The following is a 23787-nucleotide window of genomic DNA, read 5'->3' as shown; positions in this document are numbered from 1 at the left end:
AAAATAACAACAAGAAAGAAGGATAAATTATGGATCCAAGAATTATAAAATTAGCAAGCAATCTTGTAAATTATTCTATGGCTGTTAAGCCAGGTGAAAAAGTATATGTACAGCATTTCGGAAGTGCAACAGGCGATCTTGCAAGAGCTGTAATTAAAGAAGTGTATAAAGCAGGCGGTGTTCCATTTGCTCATTATACTGATAATAGAACGCTTAGAGAGATTTTACTTAACTGTAACGAAGAACAAATTAAGTTAATGGCTAAAATTGATGCTGCTGAAATGAGTGAAATGGATTGCTACATTGGAATTAGGGGTGCTGATAATGTTGCAGAACTATCAGACGTTCCTGCCGAGAACATGAAACTTTATGAAAGATTATATCAGGTTCCTGTTCATCACGACATCAGAGTTAGAAAGACAAAGTGGGTTGTACTTAGATATCCTGATAATGCCATGGCTCAGCTCTCAAATACAAGTCTTGAAAACTTTGAGGACTTCTACTTTGATGTTTGCACTTTAGACTATGCGAAGATGGGTGAAGCCATGAAACCACTTATCGACCTTATGAATAAAACAGATAAGGTCAGAATCGTTGGTCCCGGAACAGACCTTAACTTCTCTATTAAAGATATTCCAGCAATACCATGTGCAGGTAACATGAATATTCCTGATGGTGAAGTTTACACAGCACCAGTTAAGGATTCAGTTAACGGAACAATTAGTTATAACACTCCATCTATCTGGGGTGGCTTTACATACGATAACATTAAGCTTACATTTGAAAATGGTAAGATTGTTGATGCCACAGCTAATGATACTGAAAAAATCAACGAAGTCTTCAACACAGACGAAGGTGCAAGATATGTTGGCGAATTCGCTATAGGTGTAAACCCATATGTTCTTAATCCTATGAAAGATATTTTATTCGATGAAAAAATCTGTGGAAGTTTACATTTCACACCTGGTAACTGCTACGATGAAGCTCCAAATGGTAACTCATCAGCAATCCACTGGGATCTTGTTCTTATCCAAAGAGAAGAATGGGGTGGCGGAGAAATCTACTTCGACGATGTTTTAATCAGAAAGAATGGAATCTTTGTAATTCCAGAACTTGAATGCTTAAATCCAGAGAATTTAATATAGTATATATAGAAAAAGGCGCCGTGCATTGCACAGCGCCTTTTCCCACTCTAAATTTTTTCATGTTCTTCTCATAAACTTCTATTCTTCTCTCCAATAAGTTTGTCTATATATACTGTCAACATATCCACCATACGGATTATATTTTACTGTATATACTCTATCTTCAAGTTCAAACCAGTAACAAATAACATCAAACTTTTTACTTTCTTCAGAATACTCATTACAAAATTCATACCTATACTGTTTTTCATTTTTACCAATCGCATATTTCTTAATTACTTTTCTAGCTTCTTTTAGGCCTTTATCAACATACTTTTCAATTTCAGCCTTGCTATAATCTTTATGCTCTTTAATGACATATGGTCGATCAATTGAATCCACCTTACCTGTTATAGTATCAATATCTATAACATACTGACTAAAATAATCCTGATATATTCCTTCACCATTGTAATCATCAAAACATATACTATAAATATTTTCATTAACCGGGTCATCCTGATCAAGCCAATCTATTTCATACCCATTTTTTTCTGAAACATCTGCTCCACAAAAGTCCTTAATTACCTCCCTGGCTTTTTCAATAGCAGCTAATTCCTTTTCATTATAAGTAACTTCTTCTGTTTTTTCTTCTGTTTTTTCTTCTGTTTCATTTTCGATATTCTTAGCAATTTCCTCCGATGAAACCGTATATAATTTTTCTGTAAAGTCTATCAACTGCAACATTTGCTCATCAGTCATTTCAGATTCTGGTAAATGAAGGAAATTATCTTTTTCAACAAATACCAATTCATCCTTTCCATACTCACTATCCTTCGGATTAGCTTTTGAATGAATTCCGAGATCAATTTGCTTCTTAATATATCTCAAAGATTCTTTAGGGAAACGACCACTCGCGTACTCTTGGCAAAGTTCTTCATATCTTACGCTCTCATCTCTAGTAAATTCTCTTGACGACTCATAAAAGCCACCCTCATTAGAATTATTAAATATATCTTCCACATGCTCTCTTTCTTCCTTAGGTATATTTTTCATTCTATCCTTATAACTATCAAATCCTGCCTTAACACCAACTCCTCCTATCGTTACCGTAACAAGGAATACTGCAGCAAATGCTACTTTCTTAAGCATATACTTTCTTCGTAATCCTCTACTATGGTTTGAACAATTATTATATATATTTTTTTTAACATCTTCAGGCATCTCAATCTTATCAAAAAGCTTATTAATACCATTATCTTTAATACTCAAACTTAAGTTCCTCCTTAGAATTACCAATTAAAATCCTTAATTCTTCTCTGGCTCTTTGAAGCCTTTTCTTAGTAGCTGAAACCGATATTCCCAGTATTTTAGAAACCTCTTCTATGTTATAGCCTTCAATATAATAGAGTATCACCACACTCTGTAGTTTTGAACTCAAATTATAGATTTGTTCTAATTCTTCTTTATCTTCTACACTTTCATAATTATTACTAACAATATTTTGTTCAACTTCCTCAAATGGTACACATGCATGTTTTTTGTGAAAGCGCAGGAAATTCCTACATTTATTCTGACAAACTTTAAAAAGCCATGCTTTCTCGTGCTCTATAGAAGCAAACTCTTTCTTTCTGGTCATATACTTAAAAAATACTTCCTGTAAGATATCTTCTGAATCCTCTTTATTCTTAATCATCAAAAAGCAACTTCTATATAAAGCATTTCCATATAAATCTATGGCTCTTTCCAAGTCCATGTTCTTTTCATTCATTTCCATGCTCATACTCCTTAAACTTTAATAAAAGATAACGCGTTTATCTCTATATACTAGATACACCCCTAACTAAATAAAGGTGACATTTGCTATATTAAAAAAATTTCAAAAAAAATTTATAAGTAACTTATGTGTAACTTTACATATGTATAATTATAACTGTAAAGCAAACAAAGTGAAATATTTAAACAACATGAAAAATTCATAAAGAGGATTCGGAGGAACAAATATGATATTAAAGCAAATCATTACAAAAGGATTAATTACCACAATACTATGTAGTTGTATTAACTGTACATCTTATGTTGAAAAATATAAACAGGACGCATACAGTAAATCAAAGTTTAAAGAAATCTTAAAAGAAACTAAATTGGTATCTGATAAGGACTTAAACAGCAAATACTATAAATACCTTGAAAAAATAAAAATAGCAAAGCGACCACCCAGGCTTTCACCTGAGTAGTCGCTTTTTATCTTTTAACATTTTTCAATGCCTATTCTACCCTAATATCCTTATCAACATTTACAATTTCCTTATTTGTAGGGTTATACACAACATAGTACTTTGAATTCTTATATTTTACAGTATATTTAATCATGTCAAATGTAGTTGGTTCTGTATTACTCTTATACTCACAACCATCCTCATATTCATTAATAAACTTATACTTGCATTTTACAAACTCATCTGTTTCAAAGTATTTCTCTAAAAATGCTAACATATTGCTCTTTTCTTCTTCAGCAATTTTCTTTATTTCACTCTCTGTATAATCCTTAGTATCTGCAAGTTTATACTCTTTAGATCCACCTAAAAGCTTACCTGTTTCTGCATCAATTGTAATGTATTCAACTAATCTTCCAAGTTCAGCCTCAGCGTCATCCTTCCACATTAATACAAAGTATGCTCCACCAGCTTCTTCTATATTCTGTAAACGCCAACCATCTTCAACATTAATGTTTCCATCAAATGCTTCATTATATTTCGCAATAGCCTTATCTCTTATTTTATTTCTAAATGCTTCATCAGAAAAATCACCAGAAAATGTTTCTTCTACTACTTCTGAATCATCTCTATTTTCAGCATAATGCTCATTTGCTAATGTGTAATACTTGTTAATAAAATCAACATACTGAAGCATCTGTTCCTCAGTAAGTTCAGATTCTGGTAAAACCACTTTATTAATATCTCTTACTACTGCAAGCTCGTTATCACCTATTTCAGATTCATTATCAACAAATCTAATGGATTCTTCAGGAAACTTACCATTTCTATATTCGTCAGTAAGCTTTTCTTGCATAATAGCTTCAGCTCTAGTCAAATCTCTGCTGAATACAACTGCAACATCTCCAATGTTTTCATCAAACTCACGATTATCATTATCCTCTCTAAAGGATTCATACTGAGCTTTTTCCTTCTTATCCATACTACTAACTCTTTCATGCATTGTGTCAAGACCAGCCTTAACGCCAATTCCACCAAGACTAAGTGTTAACAAAAACACTGCAGCAAATGCAACCTTCTTAGGATAAAACACTGGTGTACGTCCCTTAGTACTACAATTTTCAATCACTTTTTCACTTAAACCTTCAGGAATATTTATATTAACTAACAGTTCATTATGTCCATTATTCTTAATACTCATAAATAACATCTCCTTTATGTTCTTCAATCTGCATCTTTAGTTCTTCTCTTGCTCTTTGCAATCTTTTTCTTACTGCATTTGCTGAGATGCCTAATATTTTTGCAATTTCATCCGTACTATAACCATCAACATAAAAGAGTAACACAACGCTTTTAAGCTTATAACTTAAATTGTAAATTTCGAGCAACTCTTCTCTGTCCTCAAAATATGCATCATCTTTTGCATTACTAATACCGTACTCTATTTCTTCAAATGGTATGTGTACGTGTCTTTTGTGAAATCGTATGAAATTAATGCACTTGTTTTGACAAACTTTAAAAAGCCACGCCTTTTTATGTTCTTCTGATTCGAACTCTTTTTTAGAAACCATATACTTATAGAAGACTTCCTGGAAGACATCTTCCGCATCTTCCTTATTCTTTAACATAAGCAAACAATTTCTATAAATAGCCTTACCATAATCAGAAATGGCTTTCTCTAAATTCACATTATTACTATCCATTCCCATATCTACTCCTTCACATTTAGAATTCCCGCGTTCGTTCCTATACTATATAACACACCACGCCCACCCCAATTGTGACATTTGAAAAAATAATTTTTTCAAATTTTTTCAAAAAATTTTTGTTAGTAACTTATGTGTAACTTTACATACGTATAATTATAACTGTAAAGCAAACAAAGTGAAATATTTAAACAACATGAAAAATTTATAAAACTTTGGAGGGAAAAGAAATGATATTAAAGCAAATCATTACAAAAGGATTAATTACCACAATACTATGTAGTTGTATTAACTGTACATCTTATGTTGAAAAATATAAACAGGACGCATACAGTAAATCAAAGTTTAAAGAAATCTTAAAAGAAACTAAATTGGTATCTGATAAGGACTTAAACAGCAAATACTATAAATATCTTGAAAAAATCAATTTTACAAACGAAGCTGACTACAGAAGTAATCAAGAATCATTTGAAAACGAATATACAAAAAATCATGGATTATTAGAGGCTTCATCAGGAATCTTAGTAGATACAGATAAAATGGAAATAATCTATGCGCAGAATGCATTAGCAGATAGAGCACCTGCAAGCACAACAAAATTACTTACAGCAATTACTGCTCTTGAGTTTTTAGATTTAGATACACCACTTAAGGTTGGATGTGAAAGAGATTTCATTGCTCGTGATTCAAGTGTATGCGGAATCAAGAAGGGAGATATGGTAACAGTTAATGACTTACTTCACGGACTTTTAATCAAATCAGGTAATGATGCTGCTTATACCCTTGCTTGTTACGCTGGTATGTACATTTATAATAATACATATATCCCATTTAATGAAAACAAATTGGATGGAAAATACTTACTTCCAGATACATATAATTACTCGGAAAAAGACGCTGTTAAATACATCAGCACATTTATTAACTTTATGAATATTAATGTAAGAATTATGGGATGTGAAACTGCAAAATTCTCAACACCTGACGGATACGACGATAAACACCAGCGTGTTACAGCAATTGATCTTGCAAAGATTTGTGTATGTGCAAAGCAGAATAAAACAATTAGCGAGATTTGTAATAAAACTACATATCATTGTGAATCACTTGATAAAACATGGATTAGCACAAACGAATTAATGGATAAAGAAACAGAATATTACAATCCAAATGTAGACGGACTTAAGACTGGCACAACAGACGATGCAGGCATGTGTTTCGTATCATCAGCTCATAACAATAATACTCATCTTGTAAGTGTTATTTTAGGTGGTGATACTGAAAGCAGATGGAGCGAAACTAATAAGTTATTAGATATTGGATTCCAGTATTAATCATGCAAAATGCAGTATAAAATACTGTTCACGTCACTTAACTTATTCGGAATGTCCGCATCTTCGATGCTCTACTGTTGCTTCGCAACAATTTCCTCATATTCGTTAAGTGACTATCTACAAAATTTAAATTATAAAATACTGTTTTCGTCACTTGATTCTCATTCGGAAATTACGCATCTTCGATGCTCTACCGCTGCTTCGCAGCAATTTCCTCATGGTTTTTGGGCGACCACAAACTATCTATCAAGTGACTCCATACAAATAAAAATAAATGGCTATATGTAAGCGAGCTTACTATAGCCATTTATTTTCATTTGTAAACAGTATCACTAAATAGTTGTATTTTCACCTGTGATTCCCACATATGCGCCCTGACTAGCTTCTGCTGAATCTGGATGAGCAATTAACCACTTATTTCTAGCCCAAAGTAATTTATCTTCAAAATCAACTACTTTGGCTGGTCTATAATCTGTGTTTGTTTCTCTAGGCAAGATAACAGCTACTCTAAATCCGCCATCTTCTACCTGACATGGTGCATAATGAAGTGATGTTGCATATACTTCTACAACTGCGCCCTTAGGTGCTCTAAATGCTACAACATCTTTAGTATCTAATTTACCATCGATAATTTTATCCTGCTTAGCAAGAAGTAATACGAAATCTGTTGCACCAATATTAAACTCGCTACTTCTATGATATTCAAGACAGTTAAGTGCCTTGTTATATCCCCAGCACATACCAAGTTCGATTGGCATTCCACCATATGCATTATTTTCAAACTCTTTAAAAATTGCGCAAGCTTCAAGTGAATCAATCCATGGTTCATAATTAACACCTTCTGCTGGCATCTCCACAGCTTCCATAGCTTTAACTAATTCTGTTGTGTCATATCCTGTTAATACTTTTCCGTACTCAGCAAATTCAGGATCATTTACACTGTAAATCTTCATTTTTTCTTTCCTCCGTTACATTGATTTTGTACTAAAATACATAACTATATGATACTACATAAAAGAATAATTTTCTACCTTTTCTCACTCAGTCATTATTATAACATCGTCTAAATTTGCAACGTCAACAGTAACCTTAAAACGAGCAGGATCAATAAGAACGCCCATCTTCACAGGAGCTTCTCCCTCATTAGATTGTTTAACTGTCAATAGCACATCATGAAATGTTGCATTCATCAATACATATCCTACACGACCAACAAGTTCAAAATGTACCTTTGCATCTTCCTCCGTAGTAAAAACTGGAAAATATCCCGTGTTATCAGGTCCCGGCATAAGGAATAATCTCTTATCACCGTCCTTATGATCACCAAATGGTGTTGAGTAATAAATTGTTTCTTTCCCAAAATCACGTAGAAAATCAGCATCATTTAATAGACCTTGATCATGCTTTTCTAAAAGAGTAACAGCGTTCACGTTATTCTTTACTTCATTAATTCTATCTAATAATCCCATAATCTACCTCCTTTCCAAAATGTAAAAACCTGTTTCAATTTTATCACTCTATTTTTTCCCTGTAAGATAATAAACCGCAAGTGCAGTTCTATGCGACAACCCTTCCTTTGAAAGAATTGACGTAATGTAGTTCTTTACCGTACCTTCGGATATAAAAAGCTTAGCAGCAATTTCCTTATTTGAAAGTCCCTCTGCCACTTCTCTAATAATCTCAAGTTCTCTCTCACTATACTGCGAACTGTCAAACTGCTCATGCATACTTCCACGCTTAATTGCAGTATCCATATTTGCAAGAGACTCAAGGATTTTTTCTTCCATAACACCGGTTCCACTATAAACCGATTTAATCATGGACTTTAAATGCTCCGGTGTATGATTCTTAATCAAATAACCCTTAGCTCCATTATTAAGGGCCTGCTTAACAAGTTCATCATCATCAAATGTTGTAAGAATTAAAACCTTACCAAGATTCTCTTCAACTATTATTTTAGTTGCCTCAATTCCATCCATAACCGGCATCTGAATATCCATCAAAAATACATCTGGTTGATTTTCTTTTGCAAGTTCTATTGCTTCCTTTCCATTAGAAGCACATCCTATAACTTCAAAATCATCATCAACATCTAATATAATCTTCATTCCATCTCTAACAAAATCACTATCATCTGCAATTATAACTTTAATCTTTTCCATATTACTCCCTTCTAATTGGCATAAGCATGTTTACTACGAATCCCGCGTCACTTTCAAAGCTTATGGTTCCACCAATTGCTCTTATTCGTTGTCTCATACCTGAAAGCCCCATACCATCTTCTATATTCTTACAACCGATACCATCATCCTTAATCTGACATCGTACCATCTTATTCATCGCATTAATATTTATTTTAATGTTCTTACACTGCGCGTACTTCATAGCATTTGACACCGCCTCAAATGCATTATCCAAAATAACTTCCCAAAGATAATCAGGTATATCGTCTATGTTACCCTCTGTTTCAAGTTCAGTAACAACACCCTTGTTATTGCAATCATCACATAATTTATACAACTGTATAATCGCAAGTTCCTTCTTCTTTGGACGCTCCTTACGAAGGATACTTCTTATCTCATCCATACCAGTTCTTAATTGATCAATAACTCCCTGGGTCATGGACCTAGCCTTTTCAGGATCCTTCTCCATAATAAGTTTACTAGCTTCAAGCTGATAAATAGAACCATTAATGTTATGTCCTAACTTATCATGCAAAGTCTGTGAAAGATGCGCACGCTCCTCAAGTATTTGGTTTTCTGCCATAAGCATACTTTTCTTAAGTTCATCCTTAGCAGCTTCTTCCTTAATGGTCATATCCCTCTTAAGACTCTGCTCAAGCTTTACATCCTCAATGGTACGATTTCTATAGTAACTTACCACATACATCTCCTGTATGTAGCACAAATCAATCAAAGATATTACAACAAATGCAAAAAACATATCAAACTCAGCATTTGCGTATAGCATAATATATGGCAAAACAAAGTAAATAATCTTTGCCTTAAACAAAAACAAATACTCACATATAAGGAATACTCCTAAAAAGATAAAACTCTTACCTTCTATATAAAATAATAAAGCCAAAATAATTGCTGGAATTATCAATATAATCTTTTGAATTGACACCGTAAAGAATTCTTTTAAACATATACAAGCCATAAAAAGCGAAACAAGCAGGAGTATTAATGCTAATACTCCTACTTTTCTATCTCTGTCCGTATTTAAAAACCCACCTAACGAAAACATAACCATCATTATGATTCGAACTATTATAAAGTAATTATTTCTAGTGCCTTCTCTCATCTATCTATACTTCCTCTTTAACCAACTTAAGTCCTAAGCTTCCCACACTTATAATAACAATTAAATATGCCACTGTAATACATAATAACATAATATAGACCTTGTTGTCATTAACTAAAAACATCTCGGTTCCCTCTAAAAACCACTTTTGTGGCATTATGTTAGAAGCTGCCTTAATAGCCTTCGTTGTATCTTTAAGAGGAAAATACAATCCAGAAAGTAAAGCTGTAACATTCCACACTAGGAATGCTAAAATATTAGCTGTCATAATATTGCCTGAAACCACACCAAGCATAAGACTTAATGTGCTAAATATTAGTCCTATAAGAAGAATCATGAATAATACCTTAATTCTACTAATTCCCATTGACTCTGTACCTAATGCAAACATTGAAATTGCCATAACACCTGTAAGCATAACCGAAGTTAGTGCACTTACAATAAACTTCGCTATAAAATATTCAGCCTCCGATGTAGTTGTAAGTTTAATTCTTGTAAACACTCTATTTTTCTGTTCTCTAATAGCAGTATGCGAAACCAAAATTCCAGCAAATACAAATCCAAGAGTCATAAAAGCAAATGCATAACCACATTGTGCTCTCATGCTTGACTGTTCCTGTGTAAGTTCTCTTTCATTCTTACCAACATATGAAACTATTTCTTTTTTTGGAATACTTTCATCTCTATGAGTTAGTACTGAAATGATACTATCTTCACTTAATTCCATATCAAGAATACTTGCACTTTCCTTAGCTCTTTCCATATCAGCAAATATATTCTTAAGTTCATTCTTGAAAAGATTACCTCTTTTATCATCAGTCATTATAAACAACTTAATTGCATCCTTGGTATTGCCAGATAAAGCATTTGCTGCAAAATCATTATCAAGGAAAAGAACTGTACCCATTCTGTCTAAATAATCACTTGAATCTATAAGTCTATTAACTGTATCAATATTTACATTCTTATCCTTATATCTACATATTTTAAATGTTCCACTATCCTTAAGACGATTTAAAACATATTCAGAAATCTTACTATCTGATGCATCATATACTTTAACTAGATACTCTCCATTGCTACCATTATAAGCGACCTTATCTTTCATATCCTCAAGTTCTACTATTTCTCGTCTATCCTTATCATAAAAAGCAGTATAGGTCTGTTTAACATTTAGAATTAATGTTGAAACAAAGGGCGCAATAATTAAGAAAAACCAAAAAACTTTATTTCTCAAAATAACCTTTAATGTGGATTTAATAATTGAAATCATGCTCTACCTCTCTTTCTTATAATTCCAGCGAATACTGCAACGACTGAACATAAAAATGTAATTAGTAATGTGTATGCGATTGCACTTATTACATAGTCACTATGTCCAAGCACCGATAATTCAACTGTTGCCCTATTTACGTGATATAACGGCGACAGAAGATGAATATTATTTGGAACATTTTGATACATATAAGTTTCAAAAGTACCACCATAAAATCCCATAAACCAAACACAACCAAAAACTATAATAATAGTTGTGACCATACTATCAAATATAGTATGTACCATAATACCAAATGCTAAAGCAGCAAGTGATGAAAAAATTACTATTAGTAATGATAGTGGTAACACTCCCCAGTGAACTCCAAGTGCAAACGTTGAAAGAAACATTGATATTACTAAGCATAAACATATGATTACAACGCTTGGTATATATCTTGACAGAAAAATTTGTAATTCATTAAGATTTGATACTCTGTATTTTTTTACCAAATCATGTTTTTTCTCACTATTATAAACTCCTGTAAGACAAAGAATTGAACACCAGCTAAAATATATGATCCAGATAATTCCATAATAATCAGTTGAACTAACTTCAGGCATATGATCTGGATGACTTTCAGTAAATTCAAAATCCATATCCTGGACTTTATCATCAGATATATTAGAAAACATAGCTAATCCCATATTTTCAACATATGCAGATATTATGTATTCAAAAGTCTTACCCTCAACTTTTTTATCATCACTTAAATGAATTTTATAAATATCCTTTTTGTATTCAACATATCCACCAAAACCATTATTATCAATACACTCTTTTGGATTATCAGTATCAATCTTTACACAATCTATGCCCTGTTTACTTAGTATCGAATTGATACTATCTATATGGCTTTCAAATATACTTCCCTCTTCAATTGAATAGCCAATCTTAAATTTATCTACACTCTTATATTTATCCATGAGCCCCGAAAACGCACTTATCAAAATTGCCATTACAGCAATTGGAGCAAATATAAACAAAAGTATATTTACTATGTTTCGCCCCATCAATTTAAAATTATTTTTTATAAGATACCTAATCATTCTAAACCTCTCTATATCTTAATAAACTTAATCTTTTAATGAATTATTTATAATCAAATAAATTTCTTACCATACTCCAACTTAATAGTCTCTAAGTTTCTTTCCTGTAAGAGTTAAAAATACTTCTTCTAATGTAATTGAATCAATATCATCTACAACTAATTTTTTTAGTTCCTCACTTGTACCTATCGCAATCAACTTACCATTATCCATAATGGCAATCCTATCACAAATTGCCTCTACTTCTTCCATGTAATGACTTGTATAAATAACAGTTGCTCCTTTTTTATTTGATTCCTTAATCTTATCAAGAATAAAGTTTCTAGACTGAGGATCAATACCAACTGTAGGTTCATCGAAAATCAAAAGATCTGGATGATGACCAATTGCACAAGCTATATTAAGTCTTCTCTTCATCCCCCCTGAAAAGTTCTTAGCATAATCATTCTTTCTTTCAGATAATCCAACATAATCAAGTGATTCATCTATTCTCTTTTTTAGATCACTTCCCTTAATCTTATAAAGCGAGGTGAAAAGCTCAACATTCTCCCAAGCCTTTAAATTTTCATGTATTGCAAGTTCCTGTGGAATATAACCAAGCTTACTAATAAGCTCTTTCTTATTTTTCTTTAAATCCTTACCCATGATTTCAACACTGCCCAACGTCGGCCTAATCAAATTACAAATCATATTCATAGTTGTACTCTTACCTGCTCCATTTGGTCCAAGCAACCCAAATATCTCACCTTCATTAATCTCTAAATTCAAGTTATCAACAACTGTCTTATCATCATATTTCTTTGTTAAATCTTTCGTTCTTAAAATTATTCCCATAAATCCTCCACTTGTATTCTGTATAATCATACTGAACTGTTCCGTTCATTCCGTCGTGCCATGCGAATTTATATTGTCTATCTCGGACACTGTTCTCGCACAGCGCGGCCCCCCTAGCTACACTAAGCTCGCAATTATTGGTTGTAATGTTATCAATTATATTATTTGGTATAATGTTAAACATTACATAGCGAAAATATATGCCAATGCATTTGAATGCAAGCATTCATGCATTACATATATTTTCACTACATAAAGCTTCGCGTTACGCCAAACAATATAATTAATAACCAACCAATATTCACTCGCCAAGTGTAGAGACCCACGATGGTCCGATTTAGAAAATATAAAATTCGCTTTGGCACGACGGAATGAATTATCTTATAGTATGATTATACAGAATGCAAGTGGAGGGTTGTAGTGAGAAAAGAAATATTTAGAATATGACTTTAGTCATAAAAAAACAGCTCTACTCATATCGAGTAGAACTGTTTTTTTAATTATTTTGATATGTCCACAACGAAACATCCATAAAATCAAGGTTCTTATAGTGAATTGTATAAGGTTTTTCCTTGCGAATAATATCTTTAGGTTCAGCTTCTATTCTAATATCTTCGCCTGTTGTGTTACTAGAAATAACCGTATGAAGGGACATCGGTAAGCCTAAGTCATGGCACTCACTTAGTTTTTCTTCTGAACTCATGCCTTCATGATTATAACTGCAATTACTCTTAAAAAACAGCCTTCCGTCCTTGTAATCCTGTAAGTCAACAGATGCAAACATACTATGATATCTGTCACAGTATTCATCTGGTACGCCGAAAAATGCTGCTACCATCTTAAAAATTAAATCCATTGTTTTATTACTGAAAAGGCGTTTTTTCTTCCTTGTCGCAACATCATATTTCCAAGTATGTTCCACACCACCATAGATAAGTAACTCATCGTTTAGGAAAAATAAAGGTCTCCCATCAAAACGTGGATTAACTATTTCTTTTGTTTCTCGATCATACCACATTGTGTTATTAGAACTGTGACTCCAATGTTGATAAAAGATACGCTTTGGTGTAATATGAAGCTCTAACCCATCTTTTTTAATACCAGAATGTTTGAACAGAATCTCGAAAGTATCAGTTGATAGGTGATGTACCGCTACTTTGTTTCCAATGTTAAAATACAAATCATCTCCATCAAAACACAAATCACCGTAGCATTCGCCCCTATATATTACACGCTCTTCTCCCGATTCAAAATCACCCAAGTAAATATTTTCTTTCTTAGAACGCTTATAGTTTTCTCCATCAAAGAAGTATTCCTCTACATACCACGCAGCCATATTGTTTCCTATTGCCACATCTACTATTTTAAATCTTTTTCCATTTTCATCAAAACTATTTTCTCTAACTCTGTGCTTTTCTCTATCGATAAGATCATGCTTAGTATAAGAATTCATATTTGTCGCATGTGAGTTAAAAGAATATTCCTTTTCATTATCGATAAATGTTATTATCCCATCTCCAAACTTAATTTGCATACAAGCCTCCCCTAATTCAATATTTATCTATAGCGATTCTTCCTTTCAATACTAGTATTAATATCTTATTTTATAAAATGTACCACTTTGTAGTATCAAGTAGTGTAAAAAAAATATAACTTAGCTACTTTGCTTTGTCAAGTAATCAGACAATATTTCTGTGAAAATGGCGGCGCCATATAGACGCCGCCGGGGGTAAGAAATTTATATTGATTTGTTTGTTTAAACGCTTAGTTTGGCATTCTCTAAAGCTATGATTACTCTATCACACCATGAGTCAAATTCAGGATCTTCAACCTGACATTCTTCATGAGACATAACATAATCAAGTGCAATTCTAACTCCTTCAGAGAATGGTATGTTTGTTTTCATATCTGGAACAATTCGTTTTAATTTGCTGTTATCAAAAACAACACTAACAGCTTTATCTCCAATTAAACTTCCTTCAAAATCAAAACCATATTTATCGCCAACTGCACTTAAGTATTCTGATGAAATATGATATGCATTTAATTCAACGCCAAGTGCCTCTGCAATTGTCTGATAAATCTGATTCCATGAAAGAGTTTCATCACCAGTAATTTGGAAAGCTTCGCCATAGGCGTGAGGATTACCCATAAGGGCTGTGAAGCCTACGGCGAAATCTTTGTTGAATGTAAGAGTCCAAAGTGATGTTCCATCACCTTGAATAATAACAGGCTTTCCTTCTAACATTCGTTTAATAACCTGGAAAGATCCATTTTTACCATGTACTCCTAATGGAATACTTCTTTCATCATATGTATGACTAGGTCTAACAATTGTTACTGGAAATCCTTCATTTCTATATTTATCCATTAGAAATTCCTCACAAGCTATCTTGTTTCTCGAGTATTCCCAATGTGGATTTGCTAAAGTTGTCCCTTCTGTAATCAAGTAATCTGATGCAGGTTTATGATATGCAGATGCTGAACTTATGAAAATATACTGATTTGTTCGATCTTTAAATAATCTATAATCTCTTTCAACCGCATCAACAGTGAATCCTATAAATTCGCTTACAACATCAAACTTCATGTCACCAAGTTTATTAAGAACATCTTCTTCATCATTAATATCTGCTATAATTTGAGTAACATTCTTTAAATCACCAAGATCTCTGTTACCTCTATTTAATATATAAACTTCCCAATTTAATTCTTCGGATAATCTTCTTACTATTGCAGCACTTATTGTTCCACTTCCGCCTATAAATAATGCTTTCAATTTATCCCTCCTTTGTAACCACGATATTACCTTCCACACTTATATTATCTAAATCATATGCTTTAGACTTACTAAGATTTCTACTAAGTATCACAGCAAATGCCACCATATTTATCAAAAGCGCTCCTGTCCAAGCAGCGACCTCTGCATATGCTGTTGCCCTAAATCCAACTCTACTCATAAAATATGCAATCGTCGATATCCTTAAAACCATTTCTAAAACACCTGACCACATAGGTATCATCGGATTACCCATAGCCTGAACACCACTTCTAAATACGAAGAGGCAATCAACTGCAATTATAGTTGCTCCACATATCGGTAAAAACTCTGCTGCTAAACTAATTGATTTGTTTCCATCAAGAAGGATATTAGCTAAAAATCTAGGAGCAAATACCATTGCCATTCCAAGTGTTAAATATGTTATAAAAGATATACTTAAACAAACTTTAAGTCCATTTTTGATTCTTTTGTATTTTTTAGCACCAAAATTCTGACTAGTAAATGCACTCATCGCATGTCCTGCCGTACAAGCTGGATTCATAAAGAGATTCAAATACTTACTACATGCAGCATAAGCTGATGTATAATTAACTCCATATCCATTAACAAAATACTGAACCACCATGCAACCTATGGCAGTTATGGAATTCATAAATGCCATAGGCACACCATTTTTGATTAGGTCTATGTATACATGCTTTTCATTTTGGAAATCCGATTTTGTTAATTTTATAATACTAATCTGTCTCAACCTGTTAAAACATACTAATGTTGAAACAATCTGTGAAATAACAGTTGCTATTGCAACTGACCACACACCCATATGAAGCACAAATATAAAGAAACTATCAAGTGATAAATTCAAAATTGATGCAACAACAATCGCTTTTAGCGGAGTCTTACTATCTCCTAATGCTCTTAAGATTGACGCGCAAACATTATATGAAATCGAACTGAATAATCCAGCAAATACAATATATCCATATGCCAAACTATCTTTAATTATCACTTTATCTGTTCTTAAAAATATTAAAATATCTTTTAGGAAAAATAAACTTAACGATGTAAGTACCACGGCTAATACACATGCTAACTGTACTATTGATGCTATTCTTCTTCTAAGTTCTGCATAATCTTTAGCTCCAAAACTATGCGCAACTAAAACACCAAAGCCATTTGCTAATCCAAATGAGAAACCTACAATAAGGAAAAATATGGATCCCATATTTCCAACTGCAGCAAGTGCATCATCTCCAAGACCTTGCCCAACAATTAGTGCATCAACAAAATTATATATCTGTTGAAGCAAACTTGTGAGCAATAAAGGAATATAGAAGGGGATAATCAACCTTATAGGCTCCCCTTTTGTAAAATCAACAACCTCTTTTTTCATATTCTCTTTTTCCTTTTCATTCTACACAAATAACAAGTTATCATGTAAAATCAATCTCTCTAACCATTTATAAAACCTAATTTATTTATAAAACCATACAACTACATTATACACATCTTTCCCAAAATACTATTACAAAAATATTGCCTATTTTACATTTTTATGGTGTAATGTATTATATTGTTATTTCATATATAAGCATAAACAAATTGTATATTCTCTATCTGGGACCATTGCGGGTCTCTACACTTAGTGAGAAAGTAATTGTTTGTGATTTATATTTTTCATTCGCATAACGCGAAGCGTTATGTGGTGATAAAGTGAAGCAATTCATAAGTGCTTGCACTTAAATGTATTGCTTCACTTTATCAGCATATAATGTTGTCATTATACGAATGAAAAATATAAACCACAATAAAACAAATACTTTCGAACTTAGTGTGGCTAGGGGTAGCCCGCACTGTGCGCGAGCTGAGTCACAGATAGATAATATAAATTTGCGAATGCTTATATATGAAATAACAATATAATACATTACACCATAAAAGGAGTATGTTATGGATACAAATAAGGAATTGATTTATAGATTATATTTACAAAGGAATGAAGAATTTGTAAGACTTGATATTAAAAAGGAATTTTCAAGATATAACGACATTATGACTGGCAATGTTGAACAGGTTAAAAAGAATTATGCTAAGATTAAAGATAACTTCTTTGAAGGTAAAGGGGTTTTGTCAAAAGATCCCGTTAGAAATTGCATTTACCATTTAGTTGTATCAGTTGCAGTTGTAGCAAGAATTTGCATCAACGCTGGGCTTCCTCATGATATTGCTTATACCACAAGCGATATCTATATTCAAAAAGCCGACACTTGTACTAATGTAAATGATGTGCTTGATTTAATTGTTATGGCTCATATTGATTTTGCTAAAAAGATGAAAGGTTTAAATAAGCATAAACCTTACTCTAAATACGTTAGGCATTCTATTGACTATATATATGACCATTTACATGAGCAAATAACATTAAAGCAATTAGCCAACTTAGAAAATTTAAATGAAAGTTATTTTTCTAAACTATTTGCTAAGGAAGTTGGAACACCAGTAAAATCTTACATACTACAAGTTAAGATTTCAACTGCTAAAAACATGCTTGCAAAGACAGATTACTCTGCTTCTTATATTGCTCAGTCTCTTGGTTTTTCATCACATAGTGCATTTACTGCGGCTTTTAAAAAGATAACTGGCCAAACACCTAATGATTACAGAGTTCATCTAGATTATTCAGATATTACTTTAAACTAATAATACCTGCACTAACGTGCAGGTATTTTAATCTTTAATTTTTCTATTCTACTGGGAAACAAATCTCAGTTACATATTCATCTGGGTTTTGTGTTTGAGCAGGACTAACAATATAAATATTAAACATTGGTCCATTATTTTTATAACCATTTGAATTAATCCAAGATATAACTGTAGCATAAGCATCTGCCATCTGTTCATATCCACCTTTTACAACACAGCTTGCAACTTTAACAGATGGAAGTGTTTTAAACTTAACATGTTCCGTATCCTTATGTTCTCCTTTAACAGTCATCCACGCTATAATATCAACATTCTCTTCCTTATATTCATTATCAAGAAATTCTGCTGCTGCTAAACATGGTTCAGCAGGTACTAAATCTGTACATTCCTGTCTTAAAGTATTCCATAAGATTCCTTCATCTTCATAATGTGGTACAACCATGTGAACAGTTGCCGCATATCTTTCTGGTATTGTTTTTATTGTAACATCGTAATTCATGTTTTGCTCCTTCCTCAGCCTTTTTTTAGCTGTCTCCAGAAGCATCAGTTTATATTGTGTCTCTTCAGATAACTTTGATAGTTCCTTTTGTCTTTCTAGCAGAAATTCTTCCATTATTTCTTTATTATCATAATTGTCTAAAATCTTAATAATATCCGCTAGTGCAAATCCCATATCTTTTAATGATGTGATTCTTCCTGCCACAAAAAGTTGTTCTTCGTGATAATAACGATACCCTGTCATATCGTCAATTTCAGCCGGTTTTAACAAGCCTATATCGTCATAATGACGCAACATTCTGATGCTTATTCTGGATAATTTTGAAAATTCACCTATTTTAAGCATATGTTCCTACCTCCATGGACGTTTTATTGAGCTCACCATTATCTTAATCCCTAACATTATGTGAGAGTCAACAACTTTTTAAAATTTTATTTTTTTCTTTTATATACTCTACTTGGTCTATGAGCGTCACCAACCATCTGGAATTCTGTCTGCTCAACAAGATCTACAATCTTTCTACGGAAGTTTGTCTTGAATAACTTCTTTTCAAGTAATACTTCGTGAACTCTCTGTAAATCTGGAAGTGTAAATTCTTCTTCAACAAACTTAAATGCAACATCCGTATATGTTACTTCTGCCTTAAGCTTATTCTTTAAATCTTCTACCATCTTCTTATTATCAAATGCAATGTTCTTTGATTTAATTAAATCATCAACTGCATAGAACTCTACTCCTGCAGCCTTTGCATCAAATGTATTCATAGGAATAAATGCAATATATGCAACAGAAATAACTCTATCATCTGGCTTTCTCTTAACATCACCATATGTTCCTAACTGAGCCACTTCAACTTTCTTAAATCCTGTAACTTCTTTTACTAATCTCTTAGCAGCATCATCAAGGCTTTCTGTTTTAGTCACATTAGTATTTAATATTTCTAATTTGCCTTTCAATGGTGCTTCTGCTCTCTTTGTCATTACAACTTCAAGTTTATCCCCCACAATAGCTGTAATAAGCACATTAACTTCAATTGCAATTTTTTCAAGTTTAACCTTCTTTGCCATAATAACCTCCTCATAATTATAAAACACTATTTACGTGTACTTAGTATCATTTTGATAATTATAACACTTAGTATCATTATACTACTATATATAATTCTATTCAATAATTTAAAGTAAAAGAATCATACTGATAATTCATATTATTGCTCTACATTCCTCGTTTTCTTAAATCTGATACTAATTGAACATAAAACTCTCTAACATCAAATCCATCTATGTTTTCTCGATTTAAATCAATCATATCACCATGTGATATACCTCGTTTGTTTTTCTTATTTTCAAGAAATGTATATTTTTCGCCAAATTCAAAAGATTTTTCACCTACAAGCCCATCATTAGGTCCATCAAAATACTTAACTAAGTGATATGACATATTAAGCGGGAATGCTCCACTTGTTGCTTTCTTCATCCACGAACCAACACTCTGTGTATAAACTCCATGAGATTTAAAATCAAATTCACCTATTTCTTCATTTATCTTTTTACATCCAGAAGCCGTAAGATCAGTTACCGCATCAATAAACGAAGGATTCTCATCACCAACTGCCTTAAGGGCTGCATTATATCCTGATGCCACCTTATCTCTTAAACTAACTGGTGCTTTATCTAAAAGATAATCTGCAAACTCACAACCTCTATGTGGTGTATTAATTGTTGTAAGCGATGCTACATAATCACCCATTCCAAGTATAGCTATCGCATATTTAGTATCAAGACCTCCTTTAGAATGTGCAATCACATTAACCTTTTCACATCCTGTTTCCTTCAATATTTCTTTTATTCTTCTTGCAAGTTCCTCTGCACTTCCAGCTACCGCTAAAGCCGATTGATGATTTCCATAAAAAATACTTGCACCGTTTTTTTCTAATTCATCAGGTATTCTTCCCCAATAATTAAAATGTTTAAAATCTCTAAAGAATACACCATGTACCATAAGCAATGGATACTTTGTTTTACATATTTTCTCAGAAGCTCGACGTTCATTAAGTTTATTCTTTGCCTTTTCGACTCTATACTCCCTTCCAGTTACACTTATAATCTTTAATAGGGCAATCAAATTTAAAATCGGAATTAGACCGACCAAGAAGCCTATTAGTCTTAACTTAAATCCTAACTGTCTTGAAGATAAATAAACAAGTATAATTCCTATCCAAAATATAATTAGTTCAAAAAAATATATTAATAGAATACTTTTATAATTATCACTCCACGTTTTCTTTATACCCTTCTTTGATATTTCACCTATAATCCAAACAAGTGCAGGAATTAATATCACAGCAAATACTAAAAGTAATTTATTACCAAATCCCAATCTTTTTAATCTTTTTTTATTCATAAATCCATATAACTCCTTACTTATTAACTTTGGTTATATTATAAGAATTATTTATTGCTTCATTTACCGCTTCAATAGCTATTATTCGTGTTTTCTTTGTTATTCCTTTAGGTTGATATGATACTTTTTCAGGTTTCACATCTAATAGTGTACATACAAACCCAAGACTAGCCATATATCTTGCTTTCTTATTTAAATGTCTTCCATCAACCGTAAAATGATCTCCATATGAAGAAGTTCTTGCATTTTGAATCACTGTACCAGATGGAATAACCATAATAAAATTTTTATTATTCTTAATCTTTCTCTTCGTTACTTTAACTATTTTTTTATACATGAGTTTCTGATCATACTTATAATATGCAAATCTTTTTTTCTTATAATTCCCCTGATAAGCCCATGTCATATTCCAAATTAACTTTGTATTTTTATTTATCCTTTTCTTTACAAACTTTACCAATTTGTTAAGATTCTTATATGTCTTTAACTTTCCACTATCACCACTATACTGTAGCATCACAATATAATCCCACTCTTCATCTAAAAGAGCCTGGTCCATTGAAACATCATATTTTCTTCTCCATTTTTTCTGATTTAATTTCCCATTTTTCTTACCATATTCATAAACAGCTCGATTCTCTCTTGCATTTTTCCAATGTTTATTAAGAGAACAACCACCTATGTATAAATTTCCCACAACAACATCTTCATACCCTAACTCCGTTGCCATTTCCGATACATAATGCAAAGTATTATACGCAAAACTATTTCCTATGGCAAGAATTTTTAATGTTTCCTTTTTTTCATTCTTACCAGATGCCTCTACTCTATTTATATTAAAAGTTAATATACAACTTAGTATCATAATAATACTAAGTAATCCTACCAACATTCTACCACTTTTATTTCTGAAATTACTATTCATACATACCTCACTTTTTAGGTAAATAACCTATTATGATCAAATAATTCTAAAACTTCATATTTAATATATCATACTTCTATACAATCTCCAAATATAAAAAACGCTCTGTCGTATAAAACGACAGAGCGTAATAAATCATATTTTAATCAGATATTAACTACTAATTAGCATACACCCTGAGCCTTCATTGCTTCTGCAACCTTAAGGAAACCAGCGATGTTAGCACCAGCCATGTAGTTACCTTCCATACCAAATTCCTTAGCAGCGCTATCACATGAAGCGAAGATGTTCTGCATGATGCCCTTAAGCTTACCATCAACTTCTTCGAATGTCCATGAAAGTCTTTCTGAGTTCTGGCTCATTTCAAGACCTGATGTAGCAACACCACCTGCATTAGCAGCCTTAGCTGGACCATAAAGCATCTTGTTAGCGAAGTAAACTTCGATAGCATCTGGAGTTGAAGGCATGTTAGCACCTTCTGATACACAGTAGCAACCATTTGCTGCTAAAGCCTTAGCTGATTCGCCATCAATTTCGTTCTGTGTAGCACATGGAAGAGCGATATCACATTTAACTGTCCAAACACCCTTGCAACCTTCTGTGTAAGTTGCATTCTTGTGTGATGTTCTTCCAACATATTCTTTAATACGTCCTCTTTCAACTTCCTTGATCTGCTTAACAACATCAAGATCAATTCCGTCTGGATCGTAAACATATCCGTTTGAATCTGATACAGTAACAACCTTGGCACCAAGTTCTGTAGCTTTTTCTGTAGCGTAAATAGCAACATTACCTGAACCTGAAATAGCTACTGTAGCACCCTTAAATGACTTACCGTTAGCCTTTAACATTTCATCTGTGAAGTAGCAAAGACCATAACCTGTAGCCTGTGTACGAGCAAGTGATCCACCATATGTAAGTCCCTTACCTGTAAGTACACCAGTAAATTCATCTCTAAGTCTCTTATACTGACCGAACATGAAACCAATTTCTCTAGCACCTGTTCCGATATCACCAGCTGGAACGTCTGTGTCAGCGCCAATATGCTTTGAAAGCTCTGTCATAAAGCTCTGGCAGAATCTCATTACTTCTCCATCGCTCTTACCCTTAGGGTCGAAGTCAGAACCACCTTTACCACCACCCATTGGAAGTGTTGTAAGTGAGTTTTTGAAAATCTGTTCGAAACCTAAGAATTTAATAATTCCGATATATACTGATGGGTGAAGTCTTAAACCACCCTTGTATGGTCCGATTGCTGAGTTAAACTGTACTCTGAAACCTCTGTTAACCTGTACCTTACCGTTATCATCTACCCAAGGTACTCTGAAGATAATCTGTCTTTCTGGTTCTACGATTCTATCAAATACACCAGCTTCTACTAAGTCTGGTCTAGCTTCAGCTACTGGCTGAAGTGTTTCAAGAACCTCTGTTACTGCCTGAATGAATTCAGGTTCATTTGCATTTCTTTTTTCAACGTCTGCAAGAACGCCTTTTAAGTACTCATTTGTAATTGCCATTTTTAATTTCTCCTATACTTTTAATATTTGGCTTATGCCATATTTCAAAACTATACGGACTAAAACCCTACGTT

23 protein-coding genes are annotated in these 23787 nt (G+C 32.8%); 4 read left to right on the top strand and 19 right to left on the bottom strand.

From position 1 onward, the window contains the following. The first annotated feature begins 26 nt into the window (after positions 1 to 26). On the top strand, positions 27 to 1145 hold the full coding sequence (locus tag B5D16_RS08720) for an aminopeptidase (protein WP_200803971.1): 1119 nt from the start codon (positions 27 to 29) through the stop codon (positions 1143 to 1145). 78 nt (positions 1146 to 1223) lie between these two features. On the opposite strand, the gene B5D16_RS08715 is transcribed toward B5D16_RS08720, so the two are convergent. Then, the gene (locus B5D16_RS08715; RefSeq protein WP_078766601.1) at positions 1224 to 2396 is read right to left on the bottom strand and encodes a hypothetical protein; all 1173 of its coding nucleotides are present in this window, start codon (positions 2394 to 2396) and stop codon (positions 1224 to 1226) included. Next, the gene (locus tag B5D16_RS08710) at positions 2386 to 2901 is read right to left on the bottom strand and encodes an RNA polymerase sigma factor (protein ID WP_159444351.1); all 516 of its coding nucleotides are present in this window, start codon (positions 2899 to 2901) and stop codon (positions 2386 to 2388) included. The genes B5D16_RS08715 and B5D16_RS08710 overlap by 11 nt, the downstream gene beginning before the upstream one ends. A 226-nt stretch (positions 2902 to 3127) precedes the next feature. On the opposite strand from B5D16_RS08710, the gene B5D16_RS08705 reads away from it, so the two are divergent. After that, a complete protein-coding gene (locus B5D16_RS08705; RefSeq protein ID WP_078766599.1) occupies positions 3128 to 3361 on the top strand; it encodes a hypothetical protein in 234 nt (77 codons plus the stop codon). A gap of 31 nt (positions 3362 to 3392) precedes the next feature. Here B5D16_RS08705 and B5D16_RS08700 read toward each other — a convergent pair whose 3' ends face one another. After that, on the bottom strand, positions 3393 to 4541 hold the full coding sequence (locus B5D16_RS08700) for a hypothetical protein (RefSeq protein ID WP_078766598.1): 1149 nt from the start codon (positions 4539 to 4541) through the stop codon (positions 3393 to 3395). Next, positions 4531 to 5049 carry an RNA polymerase sigma factor gene (locus B5D16_RS08695; protein WP_143405085.1) on the bottom strand — a complete coding sequence of 173 codons (519 nt, stop codon included), beginning with the start codon at positions 5047 to 5049 and terminating at the stop codon, positions 4531 to 4533. The genes B5D16_RS08700 and B5D16_RS08695 overlap by 11 nt, the downstream gene beginning before the upstream one ends. Positions 5050 to 5276: 227 nt before the next feature. On the opposite strand from B5D16_RS08695, the gene B5D16_RS08690 reads away from it, so the two are divergent. After that, positions 5277 to 6380, top strand: coding sequence for a D-alanyl-D-alanine carboxypeptidase family protein (locus B5D16_RS08690; RefSeq protein WP_078766597.1), 1104 nt, complete (start codon positions 5277 to 5279; stop codon positions 6378 to 6380). A gap of 332 nt (positions 6381 to 6712) precedes the next feature. Here the strand turns inward: B5D16_RS08690 and B5D16_RS08685 are convergent, their stop codons facing one another. The 10 genes from B5D16_RS08685 to B5D16_RS08640 all read right to left on the bottom strand — a co-directional run bounded on the left by B5D16_RS08685 (position 6713) and on the right by B5D16_RS08640 (position 17059). Beyond that, the gene (locus tag B5D16_RS08685; RefSeq protein WP_078766596.1) at positions 6713 to 7333 is read right to left on the bottom strand and encodes a DUF4867 family protein; all 621 of its coding nucleotides are present in this window, start codon (positions 7331 to 7333) and stop codon (positions 6713 to 6715) included. Between the two features lie 84 nt (positions 7334 to 7417). After that, complete coding sequence (locus B5D16_RS08680) at positions 7418 to 7849, bottom strand: hypothetical protein (RefSeq protein ID WP_078766595.1); 432 nt, start codon at positions 7847 to 7849, stop codon at positions 7418 to 7420. A gap of 48 nt (positions 7850 to 7897) precedes the next feature. Next, positions 7898 to 8542, bottom strand: coding sequence for a response regulator (locus tag B5D16_RS08675; RefSeq protein ID WP_078766594.1), 645 nt, complete (start codon positions 8540 to 8542; stop codon positions 7898 to 7900). A 1-nt stretch (position 8543) separates the two neighbouring features. Beyond that, positions 8544 to 9686, bottom strand: coding sequence for a sensor histidine kinase (locus B5D16_RS08670; protein WP_078766593.1), 1143 nt, complete (start codon positions 9684 to 9686; stop codon positions 8544 to 8546). Between the two features lie 4 nt (positions 9687 to 9690). Beyond that, a complete protein-coding gene (locus tag B5D16_RS08665) occupies positions 9691 to 10959 on the bottom strand; it encodes an ABC transporter permease (protein WP_078766592.1) in 1269 nt (422 codons plus the stop codon). Next, complete coding sequence (locus B5D16_RS08660) at positions 10956 to 12014, bottom strand: ABC transporter permease (protein WP_159444350.1); 1059 nt, start codon at positions 12012 to 12014, stop codon at positions 10956 to 10958. The genes B5D16_RS08665 and B5D16_RS08660 overlap by 4 nt, the downstream gene beginning before the upstream one ends. Positions 12015 to 12131: 117 nt before the next feature. Further along, entirely contained in the window at positions 12132 to 12884 is a 753-nt protein-coding gene (locus B5D16_RS08655; protein WP_078766590.1) for an ABC transporter ATP-binding protein, read from the bottom strand. Between the two features lie 496 nt (positions 12885 to 13380). Then, the gene (locus tag B5D16_RS08650) at positions 13381 to 14418 is read right to left on the bottom strand and encodes a hypothetical protein (RefSeq protein WP_078766589.1); all 1038 of its coding nucleotides are present in this window, start codon (positions 14416 to 14418) and stop codon (positions 13381 to 13383) included. Positions 14419 to 14640: 222 nt separating this feature from the next. Continuing rightward, on the bottom strand, positions 14641 to 15663 hold the full coding sequence (locus B5D16_RS08645; protein ID WP_078766588.1) for an NAD-dependent epimerase/dehydratase family protein: 1023 nt from the start codon (positions 15661 to 15663) through the stop codon (positions 14641 to 14643). A gap of 1 nt (position 15664) precedes the next feature. Then, a complete protein-coding gene (locus B5D16_RS08640) occupies positions 15665 to 17059 on the bottom strand; it encodes an MATE family efflux transporter (RefSeq protein ID WP_078766587.1) in 1395 nt (464 codons plus the stop codon). Between the two features lie 557 nt (positions 17060 to 17616). Here B5D16_RS08640 and B5D16_RS08635 point away from each other — a divergent pair. Then, complete coding sequence (locus B5D16_RS08635) at positions 17617 to 18366, top strand: AraC family transcriptional regulator (protein ID WP_078766586.1); 750 nt, start codon at positions 17617 to 17619, stop codon at positions 18364 to 18366. A 43-nt stretch (positions 18367 to 18409) separates the two neighbouring features. Here the strand turns inward: B5D16_RS08635 and B5D16_RS08630 are convergent, their stop codons facing one another. The 5 genes from B5D16_RS08630 to gdhA all read right to left on the bottom strand — a co-directional run bounded on the left by B5D16_RS08630 (position 18410) and on the right by gdhA (position 23713). Further along, positions 18410 to 19213 (bottom strand): MerR family transcriptional regulator, encoded by an 804-nt coding sequence (locus B5D16_RS08630; RefSeq protein ID WP_078766585.1) that lies wholly within the window; start codon positions 19211 to 19213, stop codon positions 18410 to 18412. A gap of 86 nt (positions 19214 to 19299) precedes the next feature. After that, positions 19300 to 19935, bottom strand: coding sequence for an NUDIX hydrolase (locus tag B5D16_RS08625; RefSeq protein ID WP_078766584.1), 636 nt, complete (start codon positions 19933 to 19935; stop codon positions 19300 to 19302). A 148-nt stretch (positions 19936 to 20083) separates the two neighbouring features. Continuing rightward, positions 20084 to 21271 (bottom strand): esterase/lipase family protein, encoded by a 1188-nt coding sequence (locus B5D16_RS08620; RefSeq protein ID WP_078766583.1) that lies wholly within the window; start codon positions 21269 to 21271, stop codon positions 20084 to 20086. Between the two features lie 16 nt (positions 21272 to 21287). Continuing rightward, positions 21288 to 22196 (bottom strand): DUF4886 domain-containing protein, encoded by a 909-nt coding sequence (locus B5D16_RS08615; RefSeq protein ID WP_078766582.1) that lies wholly within the window; start codon positions 22194 to 22196, stop codon positions 21288 to 21290. A 164-nt stretch (positions 22197 to 22360) separates the two neighbouring features. Next, on the bottom strand, positions 22361 to 23713 hold the full coding sequence (gene gdhA, locus B5D16_RS08610; protein ID WP_078766581.1) for an NADP-specific glutamate dehydrogenase: 1353 nt from the start codon (positions 23711 to 23713) through the stop codon (positions 22361 to 22363). Positions 23714 to 23787: the final 74 nt, after the last annotated feature.

Source organism: Eubacterium uniforme, assembly GCF_900167115.1.
GTDB lineage: Bacteria > Bacillota > Clostridia > Lachnospirales > Lachnospiraceae > Eubacterium_S > Eubacterium_S uniforme.
This window is presented reverse-complemented; position numbering and strand designations above follow the sequence as displayed.

Coding starts and splice junctions, on each gene's coding strand:
- B5D16_RS08650 (WP_078766589.1), bottom strand. CDS start 14,418: ATGCAAATTAAGTTTGGAGATGGGATAATAACATTTATCGATAATGAA.
- B5D16_RS08620 (WP_078766583.1), bottom strand. CDS start 21,271: ATGAATAAAAAAAGATTAAAAAGATTGGGATTTGGTAATAAATTACTT.
- B5D16_RS08635 (WP_078766586.1), top strand. CDS start 17,617: ATGGATACAAATAAGGAATTGATTTATAGATTATATTTACAAAGGAAT.
- gdhA (WP_078766581.1), bottom strand. CDS start 23,713: ATGGCAATTACAAATGAGTACTTAAAAGGCGTTCTTGCAGACGTTGAA.
- B5D16_RS08710 (WP_159444351.1), bottom strand. CDS start 2,901: ATGGAAATGAATGAAAAGAACATGGACTTGGAAAGAGCCATAGATTTA.
- B5D16_RS08705 (WP_078766599.1), top strand. CDS start 3,128: ATGATATTAAAGCAAATCATTACAAAAGGATTAATTACCACAATACTA.
- B5D16_RS08700 (WP_078766598.1), bottom strand. CDS start 4,541: ATGAGTATTAAGAATAATGGACATAATGAACTGTTAGTTAATATAAAT.
- B5D16_RS08665 (WP_078766592.1), bottom strand. CDS start 10,959: ATGATTTCAATTATTAAATCCACATTAAAGGTTATTTTGAGAAATAAA.
- B5D16_RS08655 (WP_078766590.1), bottom strand. CDS start 12,884: ATGGGAATAATTTTAAGAACGAAAGATTTAACAAAGAAATATGATGAT.
- B5D16_RS08685 (WP_078766596.1), bottom strand. CDS start 7,333: ATGAAGATTTACAGTGTAAATGATCCTGAATTTGCTGAGTACGGAAAA.
- B5D16_RS08630 (WP_078766585.1), bottom strand. CDS start 19,213: ATGCTTAAAATAGGTGAATTTTCAAAATTATCCAGAATAAGCATCAGA.
- B5D16_RS08615 (WP_078766582.1), bottom strand. CDS start 22,196: ATGAATAGTAATTTCAGAAATAAAAGTGGTAGAATGTTGGTAGGATTA.
- B5D16_RS08670 (WP_078766593.1), bottom strand. CDS start 9,686: ATGAGAGAAGGCACTAGAAATAATTACTTTATAATAGTTCGAATCATA.
- B5D16_RS08675 (WP_078766594.1), bottom strand. CDS start 8,542: ATGGAAAAGATTAAAGTTATAATTGCAGATGATAGTGATTTTGTTAGA.
- B5D16_RS08680 (WP_078766595.1), bottom strand. CDS start 7,849: ATGGGATTATTAGATAGAATTAATGAAGTAAAGAATAACGTGAACGCT.
- B5D16_RS08690 (WP_078766597.1), top strand. CDS start 5,277: ATGATATTAAAGCAAATCATTACAAAAGGATTAATTACCACAATACTA.
- B5D16_RS08625 (WP_078766584.1), bottom strand. CDS start 19,935: ATGGCAAAGAAGGTTAAACTTGAAAAAATTGCAATTGAAGTTAATGTG.
- B5D16_RS08695 (WP_143405085.1), bottom strand. CDS start 5,049: ATGGGAATGGATAGTAATAATGTGAATTTAGAGAAAGCCATTTCTGAT.
- B5D16_RS08640 (WP_078766587.1), bottom strand. CDS start 17,059: ATGAAAAAAGAGGTTGTTGATTTTACAAAAGGGGAGCCTATAAGGTTG.
- B5D16_RS08660 (WP_159444350.1), bottom strand. CDS start 12,014: ATGGGGCGAAACATAGTAAATATACTTTTGTTTATATTTGCTCCAATT.